This is a genomic window from Mycobacterium sp. NGS40 (assembly GCF_059812735.1).
The window spans coordinates 365273-378261 of the sequence record NZ_JCALDG010000001.1 but is presented as its reverse complement, the minus strand read 5'-3'; the positions used below and the strand labels follow the sequence as shown (position 1 = coordinate 378261).

Below are 12989 nucleotides of genomic sequence, written 5' to 3'. Positions count from 1 at the left end.
TGTGGTGCCGATTTTTGGCCAGGTGTTGTCCGCGTAGCGAGCCGTTCAACTGGCCTTTGCCGGCGCGGAGCGTCTCGCGGCACGTGTCGGATCTGCGGCCACGGTGGCAGCGCGCGGGGTGCGCACTTACCGTTCGGCACGTTTGCTGGCGCGGACCCGAATTATTGGTGGGGAGATTTAAATTAACGACATCGTCGGCCGCTATACGTCGAGTGTGTGTTTTATATGTGTTCACCCTGCCGAGCTTCGGCGTTAACGCGAGGTAGACGGGTTCATCGGCGCCTCGCCTGGTCGGCCGCCGAATCTCAACCCCGATCCGGGCACCGTCGCGACGGCTAAGTGGGCGACCGAGTTTTCCGCCGGGGCTGGCTAGCGTACTGGCCACGAGAGCAGCTCAATGACTGACAACCAATCACGGTCGTCGACCGGCGATGGTCGAAGTCGGTCAATGTTGTTGACGTTCAACGATGTCAGCGATCAAGGGGCCGGCGGAGGGAAGGCAATGGATTTCGGAGCGTTACCTCCGGAGATCAACTCCGGCAAGATCTACTCTGGGCCGGGGTCGGCGCCGCTGTTGGTCGCCGGAACTGCCTGGGATGGGTTGGCCAGCGAATTACGTTCAACGGCAGCGTCTTACGGGTCCATCATCGCCGAGCTGCTCAGCGGTTGGCTTGGACCCTCGGCGACGTCGATGTTGGCTGCCGCGGCGCCGTACATCGCGTGGCTGGAAAGCACTGCCGCGCAAGCCGAGCAGACGGCATTGCAAGCCAAGGCCGCGGCCGCCGCGTTCGAGGCCGTCTTCGCGGCGACCGTTGCGCCCCAGGTGGTCGCGGCCAACCGGGCGTTGTTGGCGACGCTGACCGCGACCAACATCCTGGGTCAGAACACGCCGGCAATCGCGACCACCGAGGCCCAGTACGCCGAGATGTGGGCCCAAGACGCCGGCGCGATGTACGGCTACGCCGCGGCCTCCGAAGTTGCGACCCGGCTGACTCCGTTCACCGCACCCCCAACGACGACGACCGAGAGCGGGACGGCCGACCAGTCGGCCGTGGTCGCCGCCGCGGCCGAGTCGTCGGCTGCCTCCGATGCGGAATCGGCGCTGTCACAAGCATCGGTTCAGGCGCCGGCCGCGGTGCAAGCCCTCGCCGCGAACGCCACCGTGAACGCGGCAGCGGCCGAGGTCCCGTTGGGCATCAAGGACATCACGGGGATTCTCAAGACGTTCAACGGCTTCATGACCAACTTCGTGGCCGGGCCCTACAACCCGCTCGGGATCGCGGGCCTGTTCAGGAACTGGTACCAGGTCGCGATCAGCATCCCGTCTGTGGGCACGGGCATCCAAGGCATCGGCCCGCTGCTGCACCCCAAACCACTGCTCGGGGTTTTGGCGCCGTTGCTGCACAGCGACCTGTTGACCGGGGCCGGTGCATTGCACCCCGCGGGGGCGGTGGCGGCTGCGGCGGGTCGTGCCGGCACGGTCGGCGCGCTGTCGGTGCCCGCGAATTGGGCGTCGGCTGTTCCGGCGATCAGAACGGTTGCCTCGGAGTTGCCCGAGACCATGCTCGAGGCGGCTCCCGCGGTGGCCGCCAACGACGGCATGTTCGCCCCGACGGCGTTGTCGAGCCTGGCCGGCCGCGCTGTCGGCGGGGCCGCCACCCGTGCCGTTGCACCCGCCGTGCGGGTTCCCGGTGCGGTGGCACTCGACGACATCGCGACGACCTCGACGGTCATCGTGATCCCGCCGAACGTGAAATAAGGAGAGTCACGGCAATGGTTTTCGCGGATTTCGCAGTGCAGCCACCGGAGCTGATCTCCGGTCTGCTCTACTCGGGCCCGGGTTCGGGATCCTTTTTGGCCGCCGCCGCGGCGTGGGAGGCGCTGGCCGCCGAGTTGCATTCCGCCGCAGCCTCGTACAGTTCGGTGATTTCAGAACTGGTCGGCGAGTCGTGGGCGGGTCCGTCGTCCGAGGCCATGGCGGCGGCAGCGGCACCGTATGTGACGTGGACGTCGACGACGGCGGCTCAGGCCGAGGAGGCCGCGTCCCAGGCGCTGGCCGCGGCGCGCGCCTACGAGGCCGCGTTGGCGGCGGCCGTTCCGCCTCCGCTGATCATCGAGAACCGTCTCGAGCTGGAAGAGCTGTTAACGACCAACATCCTCGGCCAGAACAACGGCGAAATCGCGGCCAACCAAGCCGAATACGGCGAGATGTGGGCTCAGGACGTCGAGGTGATGTTCGGCTACGCCAGCGCCTCGGAATCTGCCGGTGAGCTGACGGCGTTCCGCGAGGCGCCGCAAACCACCTCAGAGACCGCGCCGGCAACTCAAGCCGCCGCGGCGGCCGCGGCACCGCCGCAGTCGTTGTCGTCGTGGCTGACGGAGCTGGAGAACTACATCAACTCGCTCACGGGTCAGTACGCGACGTTCTGGCAGCAACTGATCACCGGGGTGACGGGGAGCTCGGATGTCGCACCGATGTGGGAAGCGCTGTACTCCACCATTTCGTCGATCGGCAGTCAGGGCACGTGGACCAACGTCGTCAATGCCAGTATCGGCCTTGGTGTTTCGCAGTGGAAGAACTTCTTCATCTACGCGCCATGGAGTGCCGCGATGGCCAAGTCGTCGCTGGGCGCCGGTCTTGCGTCGCCCGGACATCTCGCCGCCGTCGGCGCGGTGCGGCCGGTGTCGGCGGTGCTGGGCGGCGCGCCGACGGTGGGATCGATGTCGGTGCCGCCAAGTTGGGCGACCGCCACCCCGGCGATCAGGCTGACCTCGACCGCACTGCCTGCCAGTGTGGCAGCGGCTCCCGCGAGCCTGGATGCCGGCCTGATCAACGAGGCGACCCTGGGCAGTCTGTCCGGTGGTGCGTTGGGCAGCCCGGTTTCCCGCGTCGTCAGCTCAACCGGCATCCAGGCCCGCACGATCACCGGTGAGCGCCGCGTAGGTCCGGTCAAACTCGACCGCGTCATCGCGCAACTGCAAGAACAGCCCGACCAGGTGCAGCACTGGAGTGTCGACGAATCCGGGCTCGACGACTTGGTTGCCAGATTGACGACCACGCCCGGCGTCCACGCGGTGCATGTCACCGACGACGCGCGGGCCCCGGTCATTTCGACCGAATCCAAGCTCGGATAACCGCGGGAAAGCCTTTGCGGCGCAGGAACATCAGTACGGAGATGGAGGAATTATGAAACTGCTGCTCGCCGTTCTCGGCATCTCGATGGGATTCGTCGTCGCGGTGCCTGCCTACGGCGAAACCGGCGTCGATGAGGCGGCCGTCGATGACAACAACGAAGTCTTCCTGGCGGACCTGCATGCGGTGGGAATCAGCTTTCAGGACCCGGGCCAAGCGATATCCGCCGGAAAATCGGTGTGCGGGTTGATCTCTCGTGGCGTATCCGGTCTGCAACTGCTCAACGACCTCAAGGAAAACAACCCCGCGCTGACCACCAGCGGCGCCGCCCAGTTCGCGACGATTTCCGCGAAATCGTACTGCCCGAAACAACTCGAGGAAACCGGCAAGGGCGGGAAGAGCTAGACCGCCAAGCACTAGACAACTGGTCGGGCGCGCCGTCGACAGTGCGGCAACGACGTTGATTGTGCGGCAATAATCTTGAGTGTGCGGTGGCGGCGGGAAATGTGCCGCCGAATTTCCGCCCAGGATGCACGCCGGGAGCGCGCTAGAGTCCCGCCGCGCGGGTGGCGCGCGCGAAACGACTGGCCGGCCCGCAGGCCTCCCGTACCGCGGCGACATCGACAACGACGTCGAAATCGCTCAGCTGCTTTAGCATAATCACGTCAATATCGTTGTCTTTCAGAGCTTTTCGCGTGAGCTCGCCGGTGTCGGGTTGAGACATCGGCACGACACGCAGACATTCGGCCATCGCCGGGTTCTGCACACCGAGCAGCCACCAACCACCATCGTCGGCCGGGCCGAGCACAGCCGGCGCATTCAACAACCGGCGCGCGCAGTCGGTCAACAGCTCGGCGGTCACCTGCGGGGTGTCCATGCCGATCTGCAACACCGGACAGCCGTTGGCCGCGTCGGCGTGGGCGTTGGCCAGCCGGTCGGCGAAGTCGTCACCGCGTTGCTCGATCACCGTGAACGACTCGAGCCGCTGCCGGATCTGCGCCGCGCACGCGGCCGCATCCAGGTCTCCGGTCAGCGCGACCACCCGCGAGCTCACCGCGGCGGCGGCCACCGCGTCGAGCGTGTCCAGCAACGCCGCCGCGGCGATCTCCGCCGCGACCCTATCGCCGACCGAAGCGGCCAGCCGGGTCTTGGCCAGGCCGGGCTCCGGCGCCTTGGCGACGACGAGCAGCGTCACCGGGATCATGAAATCACTTTCCAGAAGTCGAGGATCGCGATGATGCTGCCCCGCAGTGATCCGCTGACCTTCGACTTGCCACCGGTGCGGGGTCCGTAGCTGACGTCGAGCTCGACGACACGCCAGCCGGCCGCCGCGGCGCGCACCAGCAACTCCAGCGGATACCCGGAGCGCCGATCGACGACCCCGAGACCCAGCAGCGCATCCCGGCGGGCGACCCGCATCGGCGCGATGTCGTGGACCGGCAGGCCGTGACGGGTGCGCAGCCGCCAGCTCATCACCACGGTGCCCACCCGCGCGACCCACGGCCAGTGCAGCCCGGCAACGGGCCGCCGCCGGCCAGTCGCCAGGTCCGCGCCCTGCTCGAGCGCCGCGACCAGCCGCGGCAAGTCGCCGGCATCCATCGAGCCGTCGGCATCGATGACCGCCACGATCGGAGTCGTCGCGGCGACCACGCCGGCGTGCACCGCCGAGCCATATCCGGGCCGCGGTTCGGCGACGACGTCGGCGCCGTGCCGTTTGGCGACGCCCGCGGTGTCATCGGTGCTGTTGTTGTCCACGACCAGTGCCCGATAACCGGCGGGGATGGCCGCCAGCACCGCCGGCAACGACTCCTCCTCGTTCAGACACGGCAGCACCACCGTGACCAGGTCGCCGGGCATGAGCCGCGATCAGAACCCGGAAGACGAGTGGCCGCCCCCGCCACTGGATGGCGGCTTGGGGGCCACGGTCTGCGGCGGCGGCTTGGGCGCCGCGGTCTGCTGCTGGGTGGGCGGCTTGGGCGCGACCGTCTGCTGCTGCGTCGGCTGGACGGTCGGCTGCTGCGTCGGCTGGACCGTCGGCTGCTGCGTCTGGGTCTGTGGCGTCTGGGTTTGCTGAGTCGGCGCCTGCGTCGTGGGAGCGACCGTGGTGGGCGCGACGGTCGTCGTCGGCGTCAGTGGCGTGTACGTCGTCGTCGTCGGCGGGACGGTCGTCGTCGGTGTGTACGGCGTGGTCGTCGGCGTCGGTGTCGTCGGCGTCGGTGTCGTCGGCGTCGGTGTCGTCGGCGTCGTCGTCGTCGGCGGCGTGTACGGGGTCGTCGTCGGCGTGGTCGGTGTGGTCGGCGTCGTCGGCGTGGTCGGTGTCGTGTACGTCGGCGGCGTGTACGGCGGATACCAGGGATGTGGCCGCCAGCCCGGGTACGGGACGATGATCGGCACCGGTATCGGAATCGGCCCATCCGGGTTGGGCACCAGGCCCGGAACAACCGGTGCGACCGGTGCTTCCGGAGCGGGACCGACCGGTGCCGGACCCACCGGCGCCTGCGGCACAGCCGGAATGACGCCGCCCTGGTAGCCCGCGTTGGGCGCTTGCGGCGGCGGCGGGGGCACCGGCGCCTGCTGCTGGGTCGGCAACAGCGGCATGAACTTGCCCGGCGCGGCGTTCTGGTGACCCACCACCGGCTCCTGGGCCGCGGTCGGCCGCACGGCAACCACCACCGCGACGGCCAGCGAGGCCACCCCGACGACCGCGAACGCGATCACGGCATTGCCGACCAGCAACGACCGGCGGCTCAGTTTCAGCGGGCCGGTCTCCGCGTCGGGGTCGTCCTCGTAGAAGTCGTCGAAATCGTCGACCTCGCCCTCGAACAGATCGTCGTCATCGTCGGTCATCGAGTAGGCCAGCTGGTCGACCGCGGCAGGATCGGTCAACCCGGCGGACGGGGCCATCGCGGTCGCGTCGCCGGTCAGCCCGGCCGCGGGCGCCATCGCCGTCGCATCGCTGGTCAGCCCGACCGCAGGGGCCATCGCGGTGGAGTCCGCGGCCGGCGGTGCGGCCGCGATCGCGGCGCCGCGGGCCAGCGCGAAAGTCGGGTCTTCGGGAATTTGCACCCGCACCGTCGCGTCGCGCAGCTGATCGGCGACCCCGGATAGATCGGACGAGGCGCCCACCAGGAACACGTCGTTGGTGGCCTCGGGGTGCGCGCCCAGCCGGGCCATCATCGTGTCCAGCGTGCCGGTGGCGTCGCCGCCCAGCAGCTCGCTGGCCAGCATGGTCGGCGGTGCGTCCGGATCCCCGTCGGCCGAGCCCACCACCGACAGCGTCGCGGTGTTGTCGTCCACCACCAGCGCGCCGCCGGACCGGCCCGCCGCACGCATCAGGGCCGTCACCGCCTGCGACTGCGACAGCACGGCGACGTTGTGAACGCCGGAATCCTCCAGCGCCTGCCGCAGCTGGTCGGCGCTGGGATGGTCGGTCCAGCACAGCCGGGTCCCGACCAGCCGGTGGTTGTCGTTCGCCAGCAGCCGATTAGTGCCGACCACGGTTTCGGTGAGTTGTTCGATGGGGTTGTTAGCCAGGTCGACGACGGATTGGTCGATCACGTCACTACCGCCGGCACCCGCTCCGACAAGCGCCAAGCGGGCGACGGGGCCGGTGACAGCGACCCCCAAAACGACGTCCATACCTGCTCTCCTTCGGCTGGCCGACCCCGCAACCAGCTTGTCCCGGCATCATTACACTTCGGTACCGTCGGCAGTAACAATCATTCGGGCGACCCCGTTCGCCTACAGGCGCAGCGTAACCGCGTTCCCAGACCGGACGGTCACTCCCGCGTCGTCCGAACGGAGATTATGTTTCCAAGTAAGCAACGAAGTCGCCACGGCAGGGGGTTCCCTGGCCACCTGAGCGAATGTGCGCCGTCCGTAACCGTCCTCGATACCCGGGGGGAACCGTGAGCCAGAGCAGCGACGAGGCGCCTACCGGCCCCATCAGAGGTGTGCCGGCCGCGGGCCCGCAGGTTGCCGGGGCGCCGGCCCCGCGGCGCAACGTCGTGGCCGACCTGAGCGCCGCCGTCTTGCTCCTCGCCGCGGCGCTGTTGCCGTGGAACCTGTATTTCGGCATCGCGATCGCCGACAGCAACACCTCGGTGTTCGCGGCCCTGATCGGGGTGACCCTACTTTCGCTGATCGCCATCGCTTTGCCCGGTTCCGGGCGGACGGTCAGCACGCTTCGTCTGGCGCTCAACGTTCCCTATTTGCTGCTGGTACTCGCCTTCGTCGGGTTCGACGCGTTCGAGACAGTCCGCTTCGGCGGGACCGTGACCGTGCCGGGCGGTGTCGGGCCGGGCGCCTGGCTGGGCGTGGCCGGCGCGGTGCTGAGCACGCAGGCCGGCGGCCACGTCGACGCGCCGGACGACGACACCGCGGACGGGCGGCACCGCTCCGCCCAGATCATCGGCTACGTCTCGATGGTGGCCGCGGCATTGAGCTTCGGCTTCACGCTGTACTGGCGGGTGAAGTACGCGCTGGGCGACTCGGGCGGCGACTTCGGTAGGCAGAACATCGCGGTCATCGCGACGGCGACGGTGTACGGCCTGGTCGCCTTGATCGCGGTGCTCGTCGCCTCGCGGTGGCTGCTCAGCGGCACCAGGGCTGCCCGGCTGGCGACGATCGCGCTGGGGGCCTCGACGCTGGTCGCCGGGATCATCGTCTGGCTGCTCCCGGTCGGCCGTGACATCGACGCGTTCCACGGCATCGCGCAGAACACGTCGACGGCGGGCGTCGGGTTCGAGGGCTATTTGGCGTGGGCCGCGGTCGCGGCGATCTTCGTGTCGCGCACGCTGTTCGGGCGCGCCCGCACCGTGTCGTCCGAGGAGGGCGCCTGGCGGGCGGCGGCCCGAACCGGCCTGTCGCTCATCGTCATGTGGAGCCTGGGGTCGGTGGTGATGCGGATCACCGACCTGGCCGTCGCGGTGAGCCTGAACTACCCGTACTCGCGTTACGACAGTGTGGTGCTGGCCGCGTTCGACGTGGCCACCGCTGCGCTGGCCATCTGGTTGCGGAGCAGCCTGGGTCAGGCGTCGGCCTCCGCCCGGCTGATCACGACGCTGTGCGGACTTGTTGCCACACTGAGCATTTCGCGGGTCATCGTGGGCGTCGTGCTGGCGCCGCGGTTCCAGGAAGCGCCCAATGCGGTGCAAAACCCGGTCTACGGAAACGATCTCGCCCAGCAGATCACCAGCACCTTCGACGTGGCGCTGTCCGCGCTGGCGGTGTGCATCCTGGTGGCGGCGATCATCACCGGACACCTGAGCCGGCTGCGGCGGCGTCGCCGCGCCGCGCGCCGGCGTGCCGTCGCGCAGAACGCCGAGGCGCCGACGACCCATATCCCGACCGGCGCTGCGCCGGCCGATGTGACGACCCGGATCCACACCGGCGAATCACCGACCACCGCGATACCGCAACTGGCCGGCTCGCCGCGGATCTTCCGCGGTGACGATTCGGCCACCAGCCAGATCCCGGTCGCCAAGCCGCAGATCTACCGGCCGCCGCACGACCCCTCGTAGCGAGGATTACCGCAGCGGCGCGAATGCGAACTCGCGCAGGCCTTCACGCGGATCGATCGCCGCGCGGAAGCCCAACACCTCGGCGGCGCGCGCGGGGTCGGCGACAATGTGGCGCACGTCGCCGCTGCGGTACTGCCCGGTGATCACCGGGGACACCGCCTCGTCGCGCGCCTGGCAGATCGCGGTGGCCACCTCCAGAATCGAGATCGGCCGTCCCGAGCAGACATTGACCGCGGTGAAGCCGTCGCGGTCAGCGGTGGCAGCCAGGTTGGCGGCCGCCACGTCGTCGACGTGGACGAAGTCACGCATCTGGCCGCCGTCTTCGAAAACCCTTGGCGGCTCACCCTTTTCCAGCGCCGAGCGGAAGATCGCCGCCACTCCGGAGTACGGGGTGTCGCGCGGCATGCCCGGGCCGTAGACGTTGTGGTAGCGCAACGCCACCACCGAGCCGCCCGTCGCCTCCGACCACGCCAGCGCGTAATGCTCCTGGGCCGTCTTGCTGGCGGCGTACAGGCTGCGCGGGCGCAGGGCGGCATCCTCGTCGACCAGCCGCCAGGCCAGCTCCTCGCCACCGAGCGGACAACGGTGCTCGAAGGCTCCGGCATCCAGATCGGCCCGCCGTCGCGGCAACGGGTCAACCTCCCCGTGTTGCGGACAGTCATAGCGGCCCTGCCCGTACACCACCATCGACGACGCCAGCACCAGGCGAGAAACCCCGGCGGCGAACATCTGCGCCAGCAGCACCGTGGTGCCGTAGTCGTTGTGACCGCCGTAGGCGGGCGCGTCGGCCGCGTCGACGCCGGCGCCCACCATCGCGGCCTGGTGACACACCAGATCCACCCCGTCGAGCAGCGGGGCCAGCGCCTCGGCGTCCCGGATGTCAACCCGGTGACACCCGTTGGGCAGCAATGCTTTTGGACCATGGGCGGCGGGCAACAGCAGGTCGACACCGATCACCTCGTGACCCGCCGCGCGCAGCGCCGCGTCCACCCGCGACCCGATGAAACCGGCCGCACCGGTCAGCAGCACCCTCACGGCAGCTCGAAGGGCAGCGTGACACCGGTGTGCGACAGGCAGTGTGTGCAGTCGCGCTCGACGGCCACCCGGCCGATGGCCGCGCGCACCAGCGTCTTGAACGGCTCGATGTTCTTCTCGAACTCCACCATCACGTCGACCGTCTTCACCCCCTCACCATGGCTGACACCGGCGTCCAGATCGGTCACCAAAGCGATTGCCGCATAACATATTTCAAGCTCACGAGCCAGCACCGCCTCCGGATATCCGGTCATGTTGACCAGCGTGAAACCCGCCGAGGCGAACCACTGGCTCTCGGCGCGGGTGGAAAAACGCGGGCCCTGGATCACTACCATGGTGCCGCCGTCGACCACGCCGGGCAGGCCGGTGGCCGCCTCGCGCAAAACCGGGCAATACGGGTCGGCGAAGTCGACGTGAATCGCGCCGGAGTCGAAGTAGGTGTCAGCGCGGCTGTTGGTGCGGTCCACCAGCTGATCGGGCACCACGATGGAGCCCGGCCCATAGGCGGGGTTCAGACTGCCCACCGCGCACGGCGCGAGCACCCGCCGCACCCCCAGCGAGCGCAGCGCCCACATGTTGGCACGGTACGGCACGGTGTGCGCCGAGTACTCGTGCCGGGCGCCGTGCCGGGGCAGGAAAACGACCTCGTGCTCGCCGACGGTGCCCACCGTCAGCGGGGCACTGGGCGGGCCGTATGGGGTCTGGGGGGTGACGTGGTGAACGTCGGAGCCGAAGAACGTATAGAAACCGCTGCCGCCGATCACCCCGAGCATTGACGCCGCTTCCTCTCCCCCGCAAGCGGGTGGTGCCCCCATATCGCTCCGCTCTGCATCGTCACCGGCGGGCATTCGCCCATTCTGGCGCATAGGGCAGGATGCCCTGGTGGCCACTTTTGCGCAGTGGATTTCGGGGGCTCGGCCGCGGACGCTGCCCAACGCGATCGCACCGGTCGTCGCGGGCACCGGTGCGGCGGCATGGCTGCACAGCGCCGTGTGGTGGAAAGCGCTGCTGGCGCTGGCAGTCGCCGTGGCGCTGACGGTCGGCGTCAACTACGCCAACGACTACTCCGACGGCATCCGGGGCACCGACGACGTCCGGACCGGCCCGGCACGGCTGGTGGGCTCGAAACTGGCGACGCCGCGGGCGGTGCTGACCGCCGCGGTGGCCTCGCTCGCGGTGGGCGCGGCGGCCGGTCTGGCGCTGGCCCTGCTGTCCGCGCCGTGGCTGATCGCGGTCGGTGTCGTGTGCATCGCGGGCGCCTGGCTCTACACCGGCGGCTCGCGGCCCTACGGGTACGCGGGTTTCGGCGAGGTCGCCGTGTTCGTGTTCTTCGGGCTGGTCGCGGTGCTGGGCACGCAGTACACCCAGGCACTGCAGGTGGACTGGGTAGGCCTGGAGCTGGCGGTGGCCACCGGCGCGCTGTCGTCGTCGGTGCTGGTGGCCAACAATCTGCGGGACATCCCGACCGACGCGCAGGCCAACAAGATCACCCTCGCGGTGCGCCTCGGCGACACCTACACCCGGGTGTTCTACCAGGGGCTGCTGGCGACCGCCGGGGTGCTGACCCTGGCGTTGATGTGGGCGACGCCATGGTGCGCGGCGGGCCTGATCGCCACGCCGTTGGCGCTGCGCGCTGCCGCGCCGGTGCGATCCGGGCGCGGCGGCCCCGAGCTGATCCCGGTGCTGCGGGACACCGGGCTGACGATGCTGGTCTGGGCGGTCGCGGTGGCCGCGGCCCTGGCGCTGGCCCCCCGTTATTGATGCGTTGAGTGTGCGCTGAGGGCTTCGAGTGTGCGGTGACGGCGCCGTCATTACACACCCGATAACGGGATTCCTTACGAAGACGTCGTCGGATTCCGGCAACACACGTTAGCGTCGGTGTGACAGCCCTTACACCGCTAGACCGAGCGAGGAGCGCAATGCAGCAGATCGCCGCGACCAGTGGGCCCAGGAACATCGGACTGCTCAGCGTCGGCGCGTACCGCCCCGAACGCGTGGTCACGAACGAGGAGCTGTGTCGCAACATCGACTCGTCCGATGAGTGGATCTACTCGCGCACCGGCATCAAGACCCGCCGCTTCGCCGCCGCCGACGAATCCGTCGCGTCCATGTCGATCGAGGCCAGCCGGGAAGCGATCGCCAGGGCCTCGCTGGAAGCGACCGACATCGACGGCGTCATCGTCGCCACCAGCACGCAGTTCTTGCAGACCCCGGCCAGCGCACCGGCGGTCGCTTCGGCGTTGGGCGCAACCGGTGTGCCCGCATTCGACGTCTCGGCCGGATGCGCCGGCTTCGGCTACGCGGTCGGCGTCGCGGCCGACATGATCCGCGGCGGCAGCGTGGCCAAGATGCTGGTCATCGGTTCGGAGAAACTGTCCCCCACCGTGGACATGCTCGACCGCAGCAACTGCTTCATCTTCGCCGACGGCGCCGCCGCGGTCGTGGTGGGCGAGACGCCCGAGCAAGGTATCGGGCCGACCGTGTGGGGCAGCGACGGCGAACAGGCCATGGCCATCCGTCAGGACATCGACTGGATCGCCTACACCGAGAACCCGACTGGCCCGCGCCCGTTTCTCCGGCTGGAAGGCAGCGCTGTATTCCGTTGGGCCGCATTCGAAATGGGCAAGGTCGGGCGGCAGGCGATGGACGCCGCGGGCGTGCGATCCGACCAGATCGACGTGTTCATCCCGCATCAGGCCAACGCCCGGATCAACGAGGTGCTGGCCAAGAATCTGGACCTTCGCTCGGACGCGATCGTCGCCAATGACATTGAGCACACCGGGAACACGTCCGCGGCGTCCATTCCGCTGGCGATGGCCGAGCTGCTCGCGACCGGGGCGTCCCAGCCCGGCGATCTGGCCCTGCTGATCGGTTACGGCGCCGGCCTGAGTTACGCCGCGCAGGTCGTGCGGATGCCCAACTACTGAGCTCAGGTCTCGGAAGGCTCGTCGTCGACGGCCTCACCGCGCAGCCGGGCTTGCAGGTGTTCGCGTTCGGCGCGGCGGCGTTCGCCGGAAACCGCGAGCGAGGCCGTGGCACGCCGGCGCAGCGAGCCGAACACCCAGATGCCCAACGGCATCGCGATGATCAACGCGAACAGCGCCGCGACGACGATCGGGATCTGGGTGACGCCGAGCAGCCGCGCGACGAGATAGATCACCGCGGTGAGCACCACCGCGAGCAGCAGTCGTGCCGCCGCGTAGAGCAAAACGTCGACCACCACGCGGTCTCGAGTGCGCTGCTGCGCACCGTCCGGCGGATGGTTCCCAGTGCTGTTGTCGCTCGGCCTTTCTGACACA

Annotated in this window: 12 protein-coding genes; 6 read left to right on the top strand and 6 right to left on the bottom strand. The window is 69.0% G+C overall.

Translation table 11 applies throughout. The features are described from left to right. Nucleotides 1-502 precede the first annotated feature (502 nt). From AC5Y5O_RS01890 to AC5Y5O_RS01880, 3 genes are read left to right on the top strand one after another with little or no spacing between them, the layout of a single operon-like run. Nucleotides 503-1759, top strand: coding sequence for a PPE family protein (locus tag AC5Y5O_RS01890; RefSeq protein WP_500023471.1), 1257 nt, complete (start codon nt 503-505; stop codon nt 1757-1759). Nucleotides 1760-1773: 14 nt separating this feature from the next. After that, a complete protein-coding gene (locus AC5Y5O_RS01885; RefSeq protein ID WP_500023470.1) occupies nt 1774-3135 on the top strand; it encodes a PPE family protein in 1362 nt (453 codons plus the stop codon). A gap of 52 nt (nt 3136-3187) precedes the next feature. Further along, nucleotides 3188-3538, top strand: coding sequence for a DUF732 domain-containing protein (locus AC5Y5O_RS01880; RefSeq protein WP_096284573.1), 351 nt, complete (start codon nt 3188-3190; stop codon nt 3536-3538). A gap of 142 nt (nt 3539-3680) precedes the next feature. Here AC5Y5O_RS01880 and AC5Y5O_RS01875 read toward each other — a convergent pair whose 3' ends face one another. From AC5Y5O_RS01875 to AC5Y5O_RS01865, 3 genes are read right to left on the bottom strand one after another with little or no spacing between them, the layout of a single operon-like run. After that, nucleotides 3681-4337, bottom strand: coding sequence for a TIGR04282 family arsenosugar biosynthesis glycosyltransferase (locus AC5Y5O_RS01875; protein ID WP_500023469.1), 657 nt, complete (start codon nt 4335-4337; stop codon nt 3681-3683). Continuing rightward, nucleotides 4334-4990: a glycosyltransferase family 2 protein gene (locus AC5Y5O_RS01870; protein WP_500023468.1), complete on the bottom strand. Its 657-nt coding sequence runs from the start codon at nt 4988-4990 to the stop codon at nt 4334-4336. Before AC5Y5O_RS01870 ends, AC5Y5O_RS01875 begins: the two co-directional genes overlap by 4 nt. A 9-nt stretch (nt 4991-4999) precedes the next feature. Further along, nucleotides 5000-6772, bottom strand: a complete 1773-nt coding sequence (locus AC5Y5O_RS01865; RefSeq protein WP_500023467.1) for a DUF7159 family protein — start codon at nt 6770-6772, stop codon at nt 5000-5002. 227 nt (nt 6773-6999) lie between these two features. Between AC5Y5O_RS01865 and AC5Y5O_RS01860 the strand changes: the two genes are divergently transcribed. After that, on the top strand, nt 7000-8655 hold the full coding sequence (locus tag AC5Y5O_RS01860) for a DUF7937 domain-containing protein (RefSeq protein ID WP_500023466.1): 1656 nt from the start codon (nt 7000-7002) through the stop codon (nt 8653-8655). Between the two features lie 6 nt (nt 8656-8661). On the opposite strand, the gene AC5Y5O_RS01855 is transcribed toward AC5Y5O_RS01860, so the two are convergent. Both AC5Y5O_RS01855 and AC5Y5O_RS01850 read right to left on the bottom strand, forming a co-directional pair. Further along, nucleotides 8662-9690, bottom strand: coding sequence for an NAD-dependent epimerase/dehydratase family protein (locus AC5Y5O_RS01855; protein ID WP_500023464.1), 1029 nt, complete (start codon nt 9688-9690; stop codon nt 8662-8664). Continuing rightward, the gene (locus tag AC5Y5O_RS01850) at nt 9687-10463 is read right to left on the bottom strand and encodes an S-methyl-5'-thioadenosine phosphorylase (RefSeq protein ID WP_500023462.1); all 777 of its coding nucleotides are present in this window, start codon (nt 10461-10463) and stop codon (nt 9687-9689) included. Before AC5Y5O_RS01850 ends, AC5Y5O_RS01855 begins: the two co-directional genes overlap by 4 nt. 109 nt (nt 10464-10572) lie before the next feature. On the opposite strand from AC5Y5O_RS01850, the gene AC5Y5O_RS01845 reads away from it, so the two are divergent. Both AC5Y5O_RS01845 and fabH read left to right on the top strand, forming a co-directional pair. Continuing rightward, nucleotides 10573-11451: a 1,4-dihydroxy-2-naphthoate polyprenyltransferase gene (locus AC5Y5O_RS01845; protein ID WP_500023460.1), complete on the top strand. Its 879-nt coding sequence runs from the start codon at nt 10573-10575 to the stop codon at nt 11449-11451. A gap of 158 nt (nt 11452-11609) precedes the next feature. Beyond that, nucleotides 11610-12617, top strand: a complete 1008-nt coding sequence (gene fabH / locus AC5Y5O_RS01840; RefSeq protein WP_500023458.1) for a beta-ketoacyl-ACP synthase III — start codon at nt 11610-11612, stop codon at nt 12615-12617. 2 nt (nt 12618-12619) lie between these two features. On the opposite strand, the gene AC5Y5O_RS01835 is transcribed toward fabH, so the two are convergent. Continuing rightward, nucleotides 12620-12988, bottom strand: a complete 369-nt coding sequence (locus tag AC5Y5O_RS01835; protein WP_096284557.1) for a DUF4229 domain-containing protein — start codon at nt 12986-12988, stop codon at nt 12620-12622. Between the last annotated feature and the right edge of the window lies 1 nt (nt 12989).